At 64.4% G+C, this 17,343-nt stretch carries 17 protein-coding genes; 12 read left to right on the forward strand and 5 right to left on the reverse strand.

The window, feature by feature from the left end:
* Positions 1-141: 141 nt before the first annotated feature.
* The 10 genes from ASG25_RS21145 (at position 142) to ASG25_RS21190 (ending at position 11,160) form a co-directional block, all read left to right on the forward strand.
* Positions 142-1,122: an ABC transporter permease gene (locus tag ASG25_RS21145; protein WP_062479139.1), complete on the forward strand. Its 981-nt coding sequence runs from the start codon at positions 142-144 to the stop codon at positions 1,120-1,122.
* Positions 1,123-1,276: 154 nt separating this feature from the next.
* On the forward strand, positions 1,277-2,206 hold the full coding sequence (locus ASG25_RS21150) for a sugar ABC transporter substrate-binding protein (RefSeq protein ID WP_062479148.1): 930 nt from the start codon (positions 1,277-1,279) through the stop codon (positions 2,204-2,206).
* A gap of 28 nt (positions 2,207-2,234) precedes the next feature.
* Complete coding sequence (locus tag ASG25_RS21155; protein ID WP_062479151.1) at positions 2,235-3,713, forward strand: sugar ABC transporter ATP-binding protein; 1,479 nt, start codon at positions 2,235-2,237, stop codon at positions 3,711-3,713.
* Between the two features lie 22 nt (positions 3,714-3,735).
* Positions 3,736-4,524, forward strand: coding sequence for an SDR family oxidoreductase (locus ASG25_RS21160; RefSeq protein WP_062479154.1), 789 nt, complete (start codon positions 3,736-3,738; stop codon positions 4,522-4,524).
* A gap of 218 nt (positions 4,525-4,742) precedes the next feature.
* On the forward strand, positions 4,743-5,525 hold the full coding sequence (locus ASG25_RS21165; RefSeq protein WP_062479157.1) for an SDR family oxidoreductase: 783 nt from the start codon (positions 4,743-4,745) through the stop codon (positions 5,523-5,525).
* A 154-nt stretch (positions 5,526-5,679) separates the two neighbouring features.
* A complete protein-coding gene (locus ASG25_RS21170) occupies positions 5,680-6,021 on the forward strand; it encodes a metalloregulator ArsR/SmtB family transcription factor (protein ID WP_062479160.1) in 342 nt (113 codons plus the stop codon).
* A gap of 29 nt (positions 6,022-6,050) precedes the next feature.
* Positions 6,051-6,953: an SRPBCC domain-containing protein gene (locus tag ASG25_RS21175; protein ID WP_156379657.1), complete on the forward strand. Its 903-nt coding sequence runs from the start codon at positions 6,051-6,053 to the stop codon at positions 6,951-6,953.
* A 131-nt stretch (positions 6,954-7,084) separates the two neighbouring features.
* The gene (locus ASG25_RS21180) at positions 7,085-7,780 is read left to right on the forward strand and encodes a DUF72 domain-containing protein (protein WP_062479165.1); all 696 of its coding nucleotides are present in this window, start codon (positions 7,085-7,087) and stop codon (positions 7,778-7,780) included.
* Positions 7,781-7,901: 121 nt separating this feature from the next.
* Positions 7,902-9,818 carry a diguanylate cyclase gene (locus ASG25_RS21185; RefSeq protein WP_210168468.1) on the forward strand — a complete coding sequence of 639 codons (1,917 nt, stop codon included), beginning with the start codon at positions 7,902-7,904 and terminating at the stop codon, positions 9,816-9,818.
* A gap of 184 nt (positions 9,819-10,002) precedes the next feature.
* Positions 10,003-11,160: a capsular biosynthesis protein gene (locus tag ASG25_RS21190; protein WP_062479168.1), complete on the forward strand. Its 1,158-nt coding sequence runs from the start codon at positions 10,003-10,005 to the stop codon at positions 11,158-11,160.
* A gap of 75 nt (positions 11,161-11,235) precedes the next feature.
* Here ASG25_RS21190 and ASG25_RS21195 read toward each other — a convergent pair whose 3' ends face one another.
* Together ASG25_RS21195 and ASG25_RS21200 are read right to left on the reverse strand one after the other, a co-directional pair.
* Positions 11,236-12,615, reverse strand: a complete 1,380-nt coding sequence (locus ASG25_RS21195) for a gluconate:H+ symporter (RefSeq protein ID WP_062479170.1) — start codon at positions 12,613-12,615, stop codon at positions 11,236-11,238.
* A gap of 151 nt (positions 12,616-12,766) precedes the next feature.
* The gene (locus ASG25_RS21200) at positions 12,767-12,976 is read right to left on the reverse strand and encodes a hypothetical protein (RefSeq protein ID WP_062479173.1); all 210 of its coding nucleotides are present in this window, start codon (positions 12,974-12,976) and stop codon (positions 12,767-12,769) included.
* Positions 12,977-13,310: 334 nt separating this feature from the next.
* Here ASG25_RS21200 and ASG25_RS21205 point away from each other — a divergent pair, with 334 nt between their 5' ends.
* Complete coding sequence (locus ASG25_RS21205; RefSeq protein WP_062479176.1) at positions 13,311-14,291, forward strand: TerC family protein; 981 nt, start codon at positions 13,311-13,313, stop codon at positions 14,289-14,291.
* 104 nt (positions 14,292-14,395) lie between these two features.
* Here the strand turns inward: ASG25_RS21205 and ASG25_RS21210 are convergent, their stop codons facing one another.
* Positions 14,396-15,046: a pyridoxamine 5'-phosphate oxidase family protein gene (locus tag ASG25_RS21210; protein WP_062479179.1), complete on the reverse strand. Its 651-nt coding sequence runs from the start codon at positions 15,044-15,046 to the stop codon at positions 14,396-14,398.
* A 133-nt stretch (positions 15,047-15,179) separates the two neighbouring features.
* Here ASG25_RS21210 and ASG25_RS21215 point away from each other — a divergent pair, with 133 nt between their 5' ends.
* Entirely contained in the window at positions 15,180-16,142 is a 963-nt protein-coding gene (locus tag ASG25_RS21215; RefSeq protein ID WP_062479182.1) for a LysR family transcriptional regulator, read from the forward strand.
* Here ASG25_RS21215 and ASG25_RS21220 read toward each other — a convergent pair.
* Together ASG25_RS21220 and ASG25_RS21225 are read right to left on the reverse strand one after the other, a co-directional pair.
* Positions 16,114-16,761 carry a DUF1109 domain-containing protein gene (locus ASG25_RS21220; RefSeq protein WP_062479185.1) on the reverse strand — a complete coding sequence of 216 codons (648 nt, stop codon included), beginning with the start codon at positions 16,759-16,761 and terminating at the stop codon, positions 16,114-16,116. The two genes, ASG25_RS21215 and ASG25_RS21220, sit on opposite strands and share 29 nt — an antisense overlap.
* Entirely contained in the window at positions 16,745-17,302 is a 558-nt protein-coding gene (locus ASG25_RS21225; RefSeq protein ID WP_062479187.1) for a sigma-70 family RNA polymerase sigma factor, read from the reverse strand. Before ASG25_RS21225 ends, ASG25_RS21220 begins: the two co-directional genes overlap by 17 nt.
* Positions 17,303-17,343 lie beyond the last annotated feature (41 nt).

Here is a 17,343-nt window from a genome sequence, read left to right on the forward strand (position 1 = left end):
ACTTCACGATAATTCGATGTACGCATCCGGACAATTCCGGTTGACACGATCAGCGGGGCTTGGTAGTGAATTTTCCGGCAGGAGTGAATATTTATTCTAGCAGTTGATGGCCATCGGTCTCGCTGCTTGCGAGGAGGACGAATGGTGGCGCTCGACATCAACGGACAGGCCCGGCCGTCCGGCACGTGGCGGAAGAAACTCAGTGGCGCGACGGGACCTCTCGTCGGATTGCTCGCGCTCTGCATCTTCCTCGGCGTCAGCACGGATGCCTTCTTCTCGCTGCGCAACGGCCTCAACATTCTCGACCAGATCACCGTGATCGGCATCATGGCCGTCGGCATGACCTTCGTCATCCTCATCGGCGGCATCGATCTCTCGGTGGGCTCGGTCCTGGCGCTCTCCATGATGGTGATGGGCTGGACCGCCAACATCGCCGGCCTTCCCCTGGGTCTCGCCATCGTGGTCGCTCTCCTCGCGTCCGCCGTCAGCGGGCTCATCGTCGGACTTCTGGTGACCGTCTTCCGGGTTCCTGCCTTCATCGCCACGCTGGCGATGATGTCGGCTGCCCGCGGCGTCGCCAACATGATCACCGACGGCCAGCAGATCGTCGGCTTCCCCGACTGGTTCATGATGCTCGCGATCGACCGGCATTTCGGCATTCTCACGGCCACCGTGTTCCTGATGCTCTTCGTGGTGCTCGTCGCCTGGCTGTTTCTGCACTACCGCGCCGAAGGCCGCATGCTCTATGCGGTCGGGGGCAATCCCGAGGTCGCGCGCCTTGCCGGCATCAATGTCCCGTTCGTCACTATCGCGGTCTACGTGATCAGCGCCATCCTGGCGGGCCTTGCCGGCATCGTGCTCGCCGCACGCCTCGACTCGGTCCAGCCGTCGAGCGGCTTCGGCTATGAGCTCGACACGATCGCCGCGGTCGTCATCGGCGGCACGTCCCTTTCGGGCGGGGCTGGGGGTATCGGTGGCACGCTGATCGGCGTCCTCATCATCGGCGTTCTGCGCAACGGCCTCAACCTGCTAAACGTCTCGCCCTTCCTGCAGCAGGTTATCATCGGCGTCGTCATCGTGCTTGCGGTGGGTGCCGAAACCATGCGCCGCCGCCGCGCCTAGTCTCTTGTCCGGCTGAAGGTCTCTTGTCGGCTGACGTTCGGCCGATCCAGCGGTGCTTCAGGACACGCAATTCCCCTCCGAAAGGTTTGGAGCGGAGCTTATGCCCCAGGGGTGGAGGATTATCCCCGGGTTCAATCACAACGGAGGAACGACCATGACATTTGCACGTACTCTTCTGACATCGGCAGCCATTCTCGGCCTCACGCTCGGTTCCGCCCATGCGGCCGAGGTCAAGAAGATCGGCCTTGCCGTCGCCAACCTGCAGGCGAACTTCTTCAACCAGATCAAGCAGTCCGTCGAAGCCGAAGCCAAGAAGCGCGGCATCGAGGTCGTCACCGTGGACGCCAAGGGTGATGGACCGACCCAGATCAACCAGATCCAGGACCTTTTGACGCAGAACATCGACGCACTCATCTACATCCCCGCCGGCGCAGCAGCCGCGACCGTTCCGGTGAAGCTGGCAAAGGCTGCCGGCGTGCCGGTCGTCAACGTCGACCGCAATGCCGAAGGCGCACCGGGCGACACGTTCCTGGCAACGGACTCCGTCTCCTCGGCCAAGGCGGTCTGCGACCATATCCTCAAGGAAGCCGGCGGCAAGGGTGACATGGTCATCATCCATGGCCAGAAGGGCACCACGCCGGAAGTCGATCGCTCGAAGGGCTGCGCCGAAGCGCTGAAGGCCTATCCGGACGTGAAGGTCGTCGCCGAGCAGTATTCCAACATGTGGGCCCAGGACGAGGGCTTCCAGATCATGCAGAACATGCTGCAGGCCAACCCGAACATCTCGATCGTCTTTGCCCAGGCTGACGGCCTTGCGCTCGGCGCGGCACAGGCGATCAAGGTCGCCAATCCCTCGCAGAAGATCGTTGTCGGCGGCTTCGACGGCGATACGGCAGCTCTGGAAGCGCTGAGCAAGGGCGTGTTCAACGTCACGGCAACGCAGCAGACGCAGAAGATGGGCCGCGAAGCCGTCGAGAACGCGGTGAAGATCGTGGCCGGCGAAAAGGTGCCGCCGGTGCAGCTGCTCGACGCGACGCTGACCACCAAGGACAATGTTGCCGAGTTCATCGCCAACCATCCCTGATGACGTCGTGACCGAAAGGACGTTTGCCATGACTCAGCCGGTTCTGTCCCTCCGAGGCATCTCGAAACACTACGGACCGCTCCAGGTTCTCAAATCCGTGGACCTGGACGTGCATGCGGGTGAAGTCGTGGCGCTTCTCGGCGAGAACGGAGCCGGAAAGTCGACGCTGTCCGGCATTATTGCCGGATCGCGGGCGCCGTCCGAGGGAACGATGACGTGGCTGGGGCAGCCTTATGCCCCGGCCACGCCACGCGAGGCGATCGACAAGGGCGTCGTCCTCATCCACCAGGAACTGAAACTCCTGCCGCAGCTGTCCATCGCCGAAAACGTCTTCATCGGACGCTGGCCGACCCGCAACGGCGTGGTCGACCGCGCGCAGATGGAGCGTCGGGCCCAGGAACAGCTCTCGCGCCTCAACCTGCATATCCCGGCGTCCCGCAAGGTGGCGGGGCTCTCCACCGCCAACCAGCAGCTGATCGAGATCGCCAAGGCTCTGGCGCTCGACGCGAAACTCCTGATCCTCGACGAACCGACGGCCGCGCTCGGCGGCGCGGAGACCGAAGCGCTGTTCGAACAGGTGCGCAAGCTGCGGGCCGAAGGCGTCGGCATCATCTACATTTCCCACCGTATGGAAGAGATCAAGAAGATCACCGACCGCATCGTCGTGCTGCGCGACGGCGAGCGCGTGCAGGAATTCGCCGACAGCGCGACACCCGTGCGCACCGTCGTCGAAAGCATGGTCGGCAGATCGCTCGACCGACTGTTTCCGCCGGTGCCGGTGCCGACCGAGCGCGCGGTCCTGCAGGTGTCGAACCTCACTTCCACGCGGAATGCCTTCCGCGACGTCAGCTTCGAGGTGCGGGCCGGCGAGATCCTGGGCATTGCGGGCCTCGTGGGCGCCGGCCGGACCGAGCTCGTGCGGGCGATCGCCGGGGCGGATCCGGTGAAGGCGGGCACGATCCGGCTCAACGGCGATGTTCTCAAGCTCCGCGATCCCGCCGATGCGATCGCCAAGGGCATCGTGCTCGTGCCCGAAGACCGCAAGGACCAGGGCCTCGTCGTCGCCCACAAGATCAGCGAAAACCTGATCTACGCCAATCTCGACAAGCTCGGCTCCCGCTGGATCACCGCCGGCCTCAAGAAGGCTTTCGCCGAGACCGCGATCGCGAAATTCAACGTCAAGGGACAGGCCGAGCAGCATGCCTCCGACCTGTCGGGCGGCAACCAGCAGAAGATCGTCATCGCCAAGTGGCTGATGCGGGATCCGAAGGTCGTCGTTCTCGACGAACCGACCCGCGGCATTGACGTCGGCGCGCGCGCCGGCATCTACGATATCATCGTCAACCTCGCCCGGCAGGGCGTCGCGGTCATCGTGGTCAGCTCCGACCTCGAGGAGGTGCTGGGCGTCTCCAACCGCATTCTCGTGCTCGCCCAGGGCAACCAGGCCGGCATCCTCAACCGCGAACAGGCCAATGACGTGTCCGTCATGGAACTCGCAACGATCTGAAGAACCAAGGAAAGGAAGAGCCGTGTCCGACATCGCTCTGAACGCCCCCAAGCTGTTCGACCTCACGGGCCATGTGGCCCTCGTCACCGGTGCGGGCAGCGGCATCGGCCAGCGCATCGCCATCGGCCTTGCCCAGTGCGGCGCCGATGTCGCGCTGCTCGACCGGCGCACCGACGACGGTCTGGCAATGACGGCGCATCACATCAAGGCCGCCGGCCGTCGCGCGATCGAGATCGCAGCCGACGTCACCAGCAAGGCTTCGCTCGCCGACGCCGTTGCGCGGACGGAAGCAGATCTCGGCGACCTGTCGCTCGCTGTGAACGCCGCCGGCATCGCCAATGCCAATCCGGCCGAGGAGATGGACGAGGATCAGTACCAGACCCTCATGGACATCAACCTCAAGGGCGTCTTCCTCTCCTCCCAGGCCGAGGCACGCGCAATGCTGAAGCACGGCCGCGGCGCGATCGTCAACATCGCCTCCATGTCCGGCGTGATCGTCAATCGCGGGCTGAGCCAGGCGCATTACAACGCCTCCAAGGCCGGCGTGATCCACATGTCGAAATCGATGGCGATGGAATGGGTCGATCGCGGCATCCGCGTCAACACGATCTCGCCCGGCTACACCGCGACGCCGATGAACACCCGGCCGGAAATGGTGCACCAGACGAAGCTCTTCGAAGAGCAGACGCCGATGCAGCGCATGGCCAAGGTCGACGAGATGGTCGGCCCGGCCGTCTTCCTCCTGTCGGAAGCCGCAAGCTTCGTCACGGGCGTCGACCTGCTGGTCGATGGCGGCTTCTGCTGCTGGTAGTCGACCCTCCTTCGCCGTTCCGGTGCGCAACGACATCGCGCCCCGGGACCGAACGACACCCATAGCGGTTTCGGCACCTCCCTGACGAAACCGCGGGCGGATCGTGCGTCAAGCGACGTTGCCGTGCGATCCGCTTCTTCATGCCGGGCTTCGTCCGACGGAGGGGAGACGCGCGCGCACCGGAAAAGGTGACGCGCCAGCCTTGGAGGACACATCCCATGAAACGTTTCGATAACAAGACGGTCGTGATCACCGGCGCAAGCCGCGGGATCGGCGCGGCAATTGCCGCCCGCTTTGCCCGCGAGGGCGCCAATCTCGTCGTATCGGCCAATGAAGACCGCGTGCACGAGGTTGCCGAGGCCATCGCCGCGGCCGGCGGCAAGGCTATCGCCTTTGTCGGCGACGTCACCAGCAAGGCGAGCGTCGTCGCCCTTTACGACGCGGCAGAGGCCGCTTTCGGATCGGTCGATGTGTCCATCCAGAACGCCGGCGTGATCACGATCGCCCGGGTCGAGGATCTATCGGAAGGCGACTGGGACAAGGTCATGGCGGTCAATACCAAGGGCGTCTTCCTCTGCGCCCAGGAAGCGATCGCCCGCATCCGCAAACACGGCCGCGGCGGCCGTATCATCAACACCGCCTCCGGTCAGGCCCGCGACGGTTTCATCTACACCCCGCATTACGCAGCTTCCAAGATGGGCGTCGTCGGCATCACCCAGAGCTTGGCAAAAGAGGTCGCAACCGACGGCATCACGGTCAATGCCTTCTGCCCCGGCATCATCGAAACCGATATGTGGGCCTACAACGACGAGGCCTGGGGCAAGCTGCTTGGCACCTACGCGCCGGGCGAGCTGATGAAGGAATGGGTCGAGGGCATTCCGATGAAACGCGCGGGATCGGGCGAAGACGTCGCAGGCCTCGTGACCTTCCTCGCCAGCAACGACGCCGCCTATATCACGGGACAGACGATCAACGTCGATGGCGGCCTGATCATGTCCTGAGATCGCCTGGCCGCTGGCCAGCGATGTCCGAGCGTTCCATCGCTCCTCTCTCCCGCCCCTTTTGAATCCCACGCTCTGTCACGACGCGCAAGAAACTTAGCCAAACGGCTAGGTTTCCCTTGCGCGGCGGAGGATTTTCGTATTGGTTAGTCGCATGGCTAAGCATGACGTCGATCTCTCGCTTCTGTTTCAGGCTCTGGCGGACCCGACGCGGCGGTCGATCCTGACGCGGCTGGCCGAAGGGCCGGCACGGGTGACGGAACTTGCAGGTCCCACGGGCCTGCGTTTGCCGACCGTCATGCGGCATCTTTCGGTTCTGGAAGAGGCCGGCCTGATCGCGTCGTCGAAGGACGGGCGGGTGCGCACCTGCGCACTTCGGCCGGGCGCGCTCGACCCGGGCCGCCGTTGGATCGAGGACCAGCGCGCGACGTGGGAAGCCAGACTGGATCGGCTCGAGGCGCTGGTGATGCGCGGGATGGAGGAACGTGAACCATGACGACGACCACGACGGACAGCCGAAAGGCAATGCCTGCGACCGGCGAGGACGGCAGCCATTTTTCCACCTTGACCTTCGAGCGGACGATCGGCGCACCGCTTGCCACGCTCTGGGAGGCTTGGACAGCGCCCGCCATGCGGGCCGTATGGGCAGCGCCGTCCCCGGCCGCCGAGGTGACGTTTCTTCAAGCTGAAACAGGTGTCGGCGGATGCGAGGTGTCCCTCTGCAAGGTAGACGGCGAGCCGGATCGCCGCTGCGAGTGCCGCTGGCTGGAGATGCAGCCCGGAGCGCGCTGCGTGAATGCCGAAGTGGTGTCCTGCGAGGGCGTGCCGCAATCCTGCGCTCTGGTCACCGCCGACTTTGCCGAGCAGGGCGGGCCGGGCGAAAAAAGCAGGCTGGTGGTCACGGTGCAACTGTCCGCGCGCGACGGCGAGATGGAGGATGGCTACCGGCAGGGTTTCGCCGCCGGCCTCGACAATCTTTCCGGTGCAGCGCAACGGACCCTGCTCCTGCGCCGGGTCATCAAGGCGCCCCGGGCTGCGGTCTGGAAAGCCTGGATGAACGCCGAGACGCTGCCGCTCTGGTGGGGACCGGACGGATTCTCCTGCCGCACCCGCAGGATCGATCTGCGCCAGGGCGGCGAATGGGTCTTCGACATGATCGGCCCGGACGGAACGATCTATCCCAACCATCACCTCTACGGCGACGTCGTTCCCGAGGAACGGTTCGGCTACACGCTTCTCTGGGGCGAGAACGGGCCGAAACATGCGGATGCCTGGGCCGCGTTCGACGAGAAGGATGGGGCGACGACGGTTACCCTCGGCATGGTCCTCAGCACGGAGGCGGAATTCCAGGACGCCAAAGGCTTCGGCGCCGAGGCGCTCGGCCAGCAGACCCTCGGCAAGCTCGAGCGTTTCGTGACAGCCGTCTAAGTCGCATCGCCGTCTGGAACCTCTCACGCCGCTCCCTGTTCTTCTGTCCGTGACGGGATGCGCAGCCGACCATCAAGGCGGCAAAAGCGTCCCGGCCCATCGATGATGTGGGGTCAGGAAGGACGCAAGGCATGCCGGTGATTGCGACAGCAGCCTGGTCGGTTCCGGGCACGGTTGCCGAACATTTTCCAGCCGAAGGCTCGGGACTGGCGCGCTATGCCGCCGTGTTCCAGGGCGTGGAGGTCAATTCGACCTTCTACAGACATCACAGAGAATCCACCTATGCCCGCTGGGCCGCCAGCGTTCCCGACGCGTTCCGTTTCGCGCTCAAGCTGCCCAAAACGATGACGCACGAACATCGCCTCACGGAGATCGGGCCGCTGTTCGACGCGTTCCTCCAGGAGATCGCGCCGCTTGATGAGAAAATCGGCCCGCTCCTCTGTCAGCTTCCGCCGAGCCTGCCCTTCGATCCGGCCGTTATCGAACCGGCGATGACGGTGTTTCGAAACGGGTTCGGCGGACAGATCGTCCTGGAGGCGCGTCACCGGAGCTGGGCGTCCGGGGAGGCACGCACCTTGCTCGACCACCACCATATCGACCGCGTTCTTGCAGATCCTGCGCCTGTCTGGCCCCTGGAGACCTTCGAAACGCCGCCCGTATACGTGCGGCTGCACGGCGCGCCGACGATCTATTATTCCGCCTATGACGATGCGGAGATTCAAAGGTTCCGGACAGCCCTGTCGGCCGACAGCTGGTGCGTCTTCGACAACACGGCATCCGGGGCCGCGATCGAAAACGCCTTGACGATGTTGCATCTGCCCGGGTGATCGTCGACGGGCGGGCACCGGTCGTTCGGCTGGTGTTTTGGTGCGGCCGTCGAAGCGATCTTTCCGAACGTCGATCTTGTCAGGTTTTCGTTGACGTTCTTCCGCTAGGATGTCGGACTGCATGCGGATGGAAACGATGACCCTCTGGAACAATCTTCTTGGAAACCTCGCCGTCGTCGCGATCGCAACGTGCTTGCTGACCTTCGGGAACCCGTGGTTCTCGCGCCTGCACCCGCGCGTCTCGCCGATCGCGCTCGGCGTCATCATGGCCTGCGGGACGGTCTGCGTCATGATGCTCCCGTTCCAGTTCCTGACGGGCATCTATCTGGACCTGCGCTACACCTTCATCGGGATCAGCGCTTTCTTCGGCGGGCCGCTCGCCCTTGTTCTGCCGCTGGTTTCGGCGCTGGCGTTGCGGATCTCGCTCGGGGGCACCGGCGTCGTCACCGGCGTCACCCATATCTTGCTGACCGCCGTCTCCGGGCTCGTCCTGTGGCGCATCACGAGAAGCAAGCCGGTCACGCCCGGACGGCTGGCGGCCCTCGCCGGTGCGGTTGCGGCGAGCGGGACCGTCGGATTCGTCTTCACGGTCGCGATCGATCGCTGGAGCGTCGTGTTCCCCTCCGTTGTCGCGCCGTTCGCATCGGTCCTGTTCGTCTCCACGATTTTTTCGGGCCTCGCCATTCTCCAGGAGCGGCGGCGCGTCGATATCACCAACGAAAACCGGATCTACAGAGCGATCATCGAGGCGCTCCCCGATTGCCTGAACGCCAAGGACCTGAGCGGCCGCTTCATCGCCGCAAACCCCGCGACCGCCACCCTGATGAATGCGCCAACCGTGCCGGCTCTTCTCGGGAAGAGCGACATGGACTTTTATCCCGCCGATATTGCCGCGGAATTTCGCACCATCGAACAAAGCCTCATCGCGCAGGGAAAGCCGCTGATGGTGGAACAGCGGTTCACGAGCCTCGACGGACGGGATGTCTGGTTGGCAACGCTGAAAGCGCCCATCTTGGACGAGCGAGGCGCGATCACCGGCCTCGTGACGCACAACCGCGAAATCACCGAACAGAAGCAGACGGAGCTGGCGCTCGCCACCGCCCAGACGCGTCTGGCCGATGCGGTATCGAGCATGGCTGACGGGCTCGCCATGTTCGACGCGAGCGGCAAGCTTCTCTTCCGCAACGAACAATACCTTGAGCTGTTCCCGCTGACGGCCGATATCCGCGATGTCGGAACGTCGCTGAAGGACGTTCTGCGGATGGCCATCGCGCGGGGCGAGGACCAGGCCGTGCCCAGCTGTCCGGAGGACACGGTGGAGCGCACATTTGCAGCCTTCATGACGGCGGGAACCCGCCAGTTCCGCCTTGCCGACGGCCGCTGGATCGAGGCGCGCACCCGGCATGCGACCGATGGCGGCGCGATGATCGTCTTCACCGACGTCACAGCCGCGAAGAAGGCGGAGGTCGACCTGAAGGTCCTCAACAGTCACCTGGCCGGGCTTGCCACGACCGACGCGCTCACCGGCCTCTTCAATCGCCGCGCCTTCGACGTGGCGCTGGACGACATGACGCGAAAGGCCGTCGAGGCCGGCCAGGGTCTCGGCCTTCTCCTGATCGATGTCGATCGCTTCAAGGCCTTCAACGACACCTACGGGCATCCCGAGGGCGATGCGTGTCTGAAGGCGATCGCGACGTCGCTACTGCAGGCGTCGTCCATCCATCCGGGCGCCGTCGTCGCTCGTTATGGCGGCGAAGAGATTGCCGTCATCCTGCCCGATGTCCGGGACGGGGCGGCGCTGGAGATCGCGGAGGCGCTCTGCGCGGCCGTGCGCGCCCGCGGCATACCCCATGCCGGCAGCGAGAAGGGCATCGTCACGGTCAGCATCGGCGTCGCCCAGTCGAGCCTGCGCGGCGCGCACCGAAAGGATGACCTGTTGAAGGAAGCCGATAGCGGCCTTTACAGCGCCAAGGCGCTGGGACGCGATCAGGTGCAGCTGGCGCAGCCGCATCCCGAGAAGCGGAGGTCAAGACGCTAGCGGCGTCTTCCGCTCCGCACCGCCGTCATCTTGGGCGCGTCAGCGTTGCGGGATGGACGAAGCGTGAGCGACGTTCGACCGCCATCGGCGGGAACATGATTGGTTTTTCAGCCGGTCAACGGTATGTCGGTGCGCGCTGCCTTGCGTAGCGCCAACAGTGATGCCAATCGCGCGGATCCACGCCATGCCCCATGACCACGCTGCCGAGAATACCTGGAACCCGATACTCTATCTCAAACGGCAGAGATCGGCGCTCAAACCACGCTCCTATGTCCTCGGCCTCAGCCCTTGGAAGGCATTTCTGCGGGACTGGCTTGGAGGCGAGACGATTGTTCAGTGGAACAGGAAAATCAGCCCACTGAAATTTTACACGCTTGTGGCGCCTGCCTTGCGTATCCGCAAAGGCTCCAAGGTTTATGTCTGGGGATACAAGATACCGGCCTTTGTCGAAGCGTTCTGTGACCGGCACGGGATCACGCTCATTCGCGTGGAGGACGGCTTTCTCCGATCGCTCGCTCTCGGCGCAACGAAAGCGCCTCCGATCTCTCTCTGCTTCGATCGGGGCGGCATGTATTTCGACGCCACGACGCCGTCGGATCTCGAACAGATCCTTCAGACCTATGACTTCGCCGCCGATGCGCCGCTGCTGGAACGGGCCCGCCGCGGCATCGACAGCCTCGTGGCGTCACGGCTCTCGAAGTACAACACATCGAGGGATATCGATATTGCGTCCGTCTACGGCCCGAAGACGCGCACACGCATCCTGGTGGTGGGGCAGGTCGAGGGCGATGCGTCGATCCTGAAAGGCTGCGACCGCAAGATCGACAACAACGACCTCGTTCGCGTCGCCGCGCAGGAAAATCCGGACGCCCAGATCATCTACAAGCCGCATCCGGAACTGCTGCACGGCACCCGTCCCTACCAGTCCGATCCGCGGGACGTACGCCATCTCGCCTTGATCCTCGAGGAGGACATCACGCTGGCCGACGCCTTCGAGACCGTGGATCGCGTCTATACGATCACCTCGCTTTCGGGCTTCGAGGCCTTGATCCGCGGCATCCCCGTGACCTGTCTCGGGATGCCTTTCTATGCCGGCTGGGGAGCGACAGACGACCGCCAGCTTTGTCCGCGCCGGACGGCAAGGCGCAGCACGACCGAGATCTTTGCTGCGGCCTACATCCTTTATCCCCGCTACTTCGATCCGGCCCTCCGGACGGAACTCGATTTCGAAGGCGCCTTGGCCCTGCTCGCCGCCATGCGCGAAGACCGGAGATCGGGCACGGAACAGGGCCAGCCAGTGACAAAGCCGCGCCCGTTCTCGTGGCTTCGAAGGGGTCGCTAACAGGCAGATCCCGGAGCGCTCGAACGCAGGCAGGCGGTCTGGCGCTGCCGGCGTGTCCGCTGCCGATTGCCGCGTCTAGGCGAGCGCGAACATGAGGCTGGCCAAGGCGAAGCCGACGAGGCCGACGAGCGTCTGCATGACGGTCCAGGTCTTGAAGGTCGTCTTGACATCCATGCCGAAGAAACGCCCGACGAGCCAGAAGCCGCTATCGTTGACATGCGACAGCATGACGGAGCCGGATGCGAGGGCGATGACGATGGCCGAAAGCTGCAGGCCCTGATAGCCCGCGGCCTGCACGGCCGGCTGGATGAGGCCCGCCGCCGTGATAAGCGCAACCGTGGCCGAGCCCTGCGCCACCCGCAGGGCCGTGGCCACGAGGAAGCCCGCGACCAGCACCGGCAGGCCGATATCCGACAAGGCGTCCGACAGGGCGGCACCGATTCCGGACGCACGCAGCACGCCGCCGAACATGCCGCCGGCGCCCGTGATCAGGATGATGGAGCAGACGGGACCCAGCGCGGAATCCAGGATGCGTTCGACCTCGATCGCCGTCCGGCCGCGCATCGGGCCCAGCACGTAGCTGGCGACGAGAACGGAGATGAGAAGGGCGACCGGCGTCGCGCCGAGTGTCCGCGCGAGCTGGAACCAGGCCGCATTCTTGTCCACCCATCCCTGCGCTCTGGCGAAATCGAGCCCGGTGTTCATGAAGATCAGCAGAAGCGGCAGAAGGAGAAGGGCAACAACGAGACCCGGGCTCGGCGGATGCGCGCCGTCGTCCTTGGGTACGGGTGCGGAAAAGCTCTCGGGAACCGGCAGCATGATGCGCTTGCCGATCCAGGTGCCGAACAACTGGCCGGCGATGATCCAGGTGGGGACGGCGACTGCCAGGCCGGCGAGAATGAGGAGGCCGGCATCGGCGCCCAGGAGCTCGGCGGCCGCAACGGGTCCGGGATGCGGCGGCACGAAGACATGCATGACGGAGAAGGCCGTGGCGACGGGAATGCCGTAGAGCAGCAGGCTTCCGCCCAGCCGGCGTGCGATGGTGAAGACCACTGGCAGCATGACCACGAGACCGGCATCGAAGAAGATCGGAAAGCCGAAGATGAGCGATGTGATGCCGAGCGCCATCGGTGCCCGCTTTTCGCCGAAGCGGGCCACGAGATCGTCCGCAAGCGCCTGCGCGCCGCCGGAGATTTCGAGCATGCGCCCGAGCATGGCACCAAGACCGACCAGAAGCGCGACACCGCCCAAGGTGGAGCCGAAGCCGTTCGTCATCGTCGTGAGAATGCTGCCGGCAGGAATGCCGGCGGCCACGGCCGTGAGGAGACTGACGAGGATGAGGGCGACGAAGGCGTGCACGCGAAACTGAATGATCAGCAGCAGCAGGAGAAGGACGGCGCCGACGGCGATCGAGATCAGCGCGCCAGCGCCGAGTGTCTGTTCAAATTCCGGCAAAATTCCATCCCTTCAGCGTGCCGGACGACAGGTCCGGAACGTACATCTTGGGCGGTTTTATAGGAATTCGCGTCTGCAGCGACAAGCTGTATCTTTTCGGCATGGGCAGAGAGCCTGCCCGGCGCGCACCCGTTGAAGGCCTGTGTGCGGCTCAGATATCGAAGAGGACGTAGCTTTCCTCGACATTCGCCGTGTTGGGCGAGGGGACTTTCGTTGCACCCTCATGGCCGAGAAGCAGGGCGAGTTCCTGCTCGTCGTCCCCGAACTGCTGGACGATGCGCTCAGCTTCGTCCGGGCTGACGGAATAGGTCTCGATGATGGTGTCCATCGCGGCCGGCAGGTTCTTCTCGTCGCTGTCCATGGCATCCTCCTGGGAACATGATGACGTTCTTTGAAAGACAACGGATGAGGCACCCAACCGTTCCATGGGGCTCCATGGCCTCTCCCAGTCTATGGCCGGTTTGAGCCTATAGTGCCTGCGAGCCTATGGTCAGCACCGTGAAGAGGATGGGTCTTGCCATAGGAAATCCGGTTTCTTGAGATCCGCCGGTTTTTTATCGGGAGGCCTCTTGATTCGTTTTGGGGCCGTTCCCATCTCGCTTCCAACCCGCTGGTCCGGGCCCCTCTGGCGAGAGCTCCGGCGCTCTTGCGATGTCGGACCCTATCCCCGACACCGCGCCGGCAGAGGTTGATCCATGGATTTCGCGTTTCTCTTTATCGACTGGCTGGGCAAGCCTGTCTGGATGTGGGCCGGTTTTATCGGCATCGTCATCGCCCTCCTCACCTTCGACCTCGGCGTCCTGCACAAGGAGAACAAGGAGATCGAGGTCGGGGAAAGCATCAGGCTGTCCGCGCTCTACATCTCGCTCGGCCTCGCCTTCGGCGGCTGGGTCTGGTGGTATCTCGGTGCGGAGTCCGGTCTGGCCTACATGACCGGCTTCGTGGTCGAAAAGACGCTGGCACTCGACAATGTCTTCGTCATCGCCCTGATCTTCTCCTTCTTCGCGGTGCCCCGTCTCTATCAGCATCGCGTGCTGTTCTGGGGCATCCTCGGCGTGATCGTGCTGCGCGCCATCATGATCGGCGTCGGGGCCACGCTCGTGGCCGAGTTCTCCTGGCTCCTCTACGTCTTTGCCGCGTTCCTGGTCTTTACCGGCGTGAAGATGCTCGTGATGAAGGATGCGGAGCCCGACATTGCCAAGAACCCGCTCGTCCTGTGGATGCGCCGCCGCTTCAACGTGACCGAGACGCACCATGGCGAGCACTTCTTCGTGCGCCAGCCGCATCCGGTAACGGGCAAGATGGCCCTCTTCGTGACGCCGCTTTTCATGTCGCTGGTGCTGATCGAGGTTGCCGACGTCATTTTCGCCGTCGACTCGGTCCCGGCGATCTTTGCCATCACCACCGACCCGTTCATCGTCTACACCTCGAACATCTTCGCGATCCTCGGCCTTCGCGCGCTCTACTTCGCCCTGGCGGCGATGATCCACCGCTTCAAGTATCTCAAGCCCGCACTGGCGGTGGTGCTGATCTTTATCGGTTCCAAGGTCTTCCTTGCCGACCTCCTCGGTCTTGAGAAGTTCCCTGCCGCCCTTTCTCTCGGCATCACCTTCGCCATCATCGCAAGCGGCGTCGTGTGGAGCCTGGCCAAGACGCGTGGCGCAAAAGCCGGTTGACCCCGCGCGTCACGCCCCTGCCGGATCGGGCAATCCCCTCCGGCAGGCAGGCGTCGAAGCCTGACGCTGCGCGGCGAAAGCGTCTCACGCCGCCCGAGCTCCCGTCATGATGCCGCCGGGTCCTGATCCTGAGCGCGTCCGAGGGATCGATCGAGGGCGCGCTTCAGGCTTTCATTCTCGGTCTGGAGCGCGGCAATGCGCTCCCCGAGCCGCTCCATCGCCGCGGCCACGTCGGCCGCATCGAGTTTCTGGGGAATATGCTGCGGGCAGTTCACATCCCACGCCTCGACCTTGAACAGGATCGCCTGTTCCGGCCGAGCGCGATAGTTCTCGGGCATCAGGCGCTCGAGGAGACCCGGATCGTCGGTCACGACGCGTGCGCGGCCCCAGAGCTTGATCCGGCGGCGATGGGCGTAATCCATCAGGAACAGAAACGCCTTGTCGTTCTCTTCGAGGTTTCCGATCGAAACATACTGCCGGTTTCCGGCATAGTCGGCGAACCCGAGCGTGGTGTCGTCGACCACCCGGATGAACCCCTTCGGACCGCCCCGGTGCTGGGCATAGGGCTGGCCGGCGGCATTGGCGGTTGCAAGATAGGCCGTATCGACATGTGCGAGGAAGGCGACAAGATCGTCACTGATCTCCGTACGGAAGCCGCCGTCCTGCTCCATCCGCGCATAGGCGATGCGCGATCCCCGCTCGGCCTGAAGCGCCTTGACCGTGGGTGTGAAGGCAATATCGCTCGAAGCCGGCATCGGTTTCATCCTTCTGCATCGCGACATCCGGAGATCAATGCCGCCCTGTTACCGCAGCTTTCTAGCTTGTTGCAGAAACATGCGGTATCTGCGAAAATCACAAGCCTTCCTTCTGTTTTGTGGAACCCTCGCCATGGATCGTTTCGAAGCCATGCGCACCTTGCTGGCCGCGGTCGACGGGGGCAGCCTGTCGGCCGCATCGCGTAAACTTGGCGTACCGCTGCCGACGGTCAGTCGCCGCGTTTCCGATCTCGAAGCGCATCTCGGCGCGCAAATGGTCGTGCGCACGAGCCGCAAACTCCTGCTGACGGATGCGGGGCACGCCTTTGTCGCCGCCTGCCGCCGCGTTCTGGACGAGCTCGACCAGGCGGAGCGTGTCGCGACCGGAGAATATCGCACCCCTCGCGGCGACATGCTGATCACGGCGCCGATCATGTTCGGGCGGATGCATGTCGAACCGGTCGTTCTCGCGTTTCTGCAGGCCTATCCGCAGATCAACATCCGCCTCGCTCTGTCGGATCATGTCCTCGATCTCGTCGAGAACCATGTCGATCTCGCGGTGCGGATCGGCCCGCTGCCCGACAGCAGCCTCAAGGCAACGCGTCTTGGCGATGTTCGCTGGGTCACCTGTGCCAGTCCTGCCTATCTCGCGGCGCGCGGAAAACCGGAAAGCCTCGACGCCCTGGCGGAGCATGACTGCATCGCCTTCGAGCGGCTTTCTGCCGGCGCCGTCTGGCTGTTTGGCGGCGGCAAGACCGCCGGAACGGCGGAGCGGGCAGAGACGATCGCCGTGCCCATCCGGCCGCGCTTTGCGGTCAACACCGCCGACGGGGCCATCGATGCAGCGCTGGCGGGCGCCGGCATCGTCCGCATCCTGTCCTATCAGGCAGCGTCAGCCCTTGCCGACGGGCGGCTGGTCGCGGTGCTGAACGATGCCCAGCCGGAGCCCTTGCCGGTTCATCTCGTGCATACGGGGCAGGCGATCATGCCGCTGAAGATGCGGGCGTTCGCGGACTTCGCCGTGCCGCGCCTGAAAGGCCGGCTTGCCAGCGTTCGGGATGCCGGGCTCACCATTTCAGCCAAAGGCGACCCATGATGCTGCCGAGCGTCGTGCACAACACGATGCCGAGCGTGTACCAGAGCGCGACGAAGGGGAGGCCGTTCTCGATGCAGCCCCAGCTGTAGATCCAGGCGCCAAGCGCTCCGCCGCTGAGGCCGGCGATCGCTCCGGCAAGCCCCGGCGCGGTGGGCGCGCTCCTGCGCAGAAACCAGAAGGTCGCTGCCATCGGCGCCGCACCGGTCGCAAGGATGATCAGCGGGCAGTAGAGGGCGGAGATGCCCATGATCAGCCGATGGCTTTCATCCGGCGTGGTGGCCTGGCGCAACTGCAGGACGGCAAGCCCGACCAGCAGCGCGTAGACGATTGCGACCTGCAGGGCGCTGCCGACCGGACGCCCGCCGGGTCGCGCGACGACGAGGAGCGCCCCGACACCGATGAGGCCGAGCAGCAGCGGATAGGCGGACTTGACCCAGAAGGCAGGCAGGAAGAGCGCCGCGCCGAGATCCGGGCGCAGCCCGTGCACGAACAGGATGAAGGCGGTGGAGAGCGCCAGCCCTGGCAGCAGAGCGCGGCCGAGCAGCCACGCCAGCGCGTGCCTGTGCACAGGCCGGAGATCCCGCACGAGATCGTCGATCAATTCATTCGTCCCTGCCATGATCGCCTCTCAATCTTGCCGCCAGCGCCTTGATACCTCTGTGAATGCCCACCTTGACCATGCTTTCCGAACGCCCGGCATGCAACGCGGCCTCCGTGATCGAGCTGCCGTCGAGCCGGACCTGACGGATCGCCTCGGCCTGCCACGCGGGAAGTCCGGCGAGCAGCCGCTGGATATCCATCTGCGCCGACACCGCATCCTCGCGATAGCCGTCCGGCATCTCTCCCGCCGCTTCCAGCCCGACATGGCCCCTGTTGCCCGTCCTGCGGTGGTGATCCACCAGCTTGTGGCGGGCAATGGTGAAGAACCAGGCCGTAAAGGGCCTTTCGCGGTCATAGGTAATCCGGCGCTGGTGCAGCGCAAGCAGCGTGTCCTGCACCAGGTCGTCCACATCGCTCGTGTCGGACCGTCCAAGCCGCCGTGCATAGTAGCGCACCAGAAGATGCCGGAGCACGTCGAGCAGGCAGCGATAGGCCGCCTCGTCGCCGTCGAGCGACAAGAGCATCAGCACCTTCAACTCGGACTCGGTCACAACGGTCATGTCTCTGGAAAGCTCATACGGGAACGCGTCGAAACGGTTAC

The sequence above is a fragment of the Rhizobium sp. Leaf384 genome (assembly GCF_001424065.1).
Classification (GTDB): domain Bacteria; phylum Pseudomonadota; class Alphaproteobacteria; order Rhizobiales; family Rhizobiaceae; genus Ferranicluibacter.

Coding starts and splice junctions, on each gene's coding strand:
- ASG25_RS21225 (WP_062479187.1), bottom strand. CDS start 17,302: ATGACCGTTGTGACCGAGTCCGAGTTGAAGGTGCTGATGCTCTTGTCG.
- ASG25_RS21185 (WP_210168468.1), top strand. CDS start 7,902: ATGCGGATGGAAACGATGACCCTCTGGAACAATCTTCTTGGAAACCTC.
- ASG25_RS21210 (WP_062479179.1), bottom strand. CDS start 15,046: ATGCCGGCTTCGAGCGATATTGCCTTCACACCCACGGTCAAGGCGCTT.
- ASG25_RS21170 (WP_062479160.1), top strand. CDS start 5,680: ATGGCTAAGCATGACGTCGATCTCTCGCTTCTGTTTCAGGCTCTGGCG.
- ASG25_RS21150 (WP_062479148.1), top strand. CDS start 1,277: ATGACATTTGCACGTACTCTTCTGACATCGGCAGCCATTCTCGGCCTC.
- ASG25_RS21145 (WP_062479139.1), top strand. CDS start 142: ATGGTGGCGCTCGACATCAACGGACAGGCCCGGCCGTCCGGCACGTGG.
- ASG25_RS21190 (WP_062479168.1), top strand. CDS start 10,003: ATGCCCCATGACCACGCTGCCGAGAATACCTGGAACCCGATACTCTAT.
- ASG25_RS21175 (WP_156379657.1), top strand. CDS start 6,051: ATGCCTGCGACCGGCGAGGACGGCAGCCATTTTTCCACCTTGACCTTC.
- ASG25_RS21155 (WP_062479151.1), top strand. CDS start 2,235: ATGACTCAGCCGGTTCTGTCCCTCCGAGGCATCTCGAAACACTACGGA.
- ASG25_RS21200 (WP_062479173.1), bottom strand. CDS start 12,976: ATGGACAGCGACGAGAAGAACCTGCCGGCCGCGATGGACACCATCATC.
- ASG25_RS21215 (WP_062479182.1), top strand. CDS start 15,180: ATGGATCGTTTCGAAGCCATGCGCACCTTGCTGGCCGCGGTCGACGGG.
- ASG25_RS21220 (WP_062479185.1), bottom strand. CDS start 16,761: ATGGCAGGGACGAATGAATTGATCGACGATCTCGTGCGGGATCTCCGG.
- ASG25_RS21180 (WP_062479165.1), top strand. CDS start 7,085: ATGCCGGTGATTGCGACAGCAGCCTGGTCGGTTCCGGGCACGGTTGCC.
- ASG25_RS21205 (WP_062479176.1), top strand. CDS start 13,311: ATGGATTTCGCGTTTCTCTTTATCGACTGGCTGGGCAAGCCTGTCTGG.
- ASG25_RS21165 (WP_062479157.1), top strand. CDS start 4,743: ATGAAACGTTTCGATAACAAGACGGTCGTGATCACCGGCGCAAGCCGC.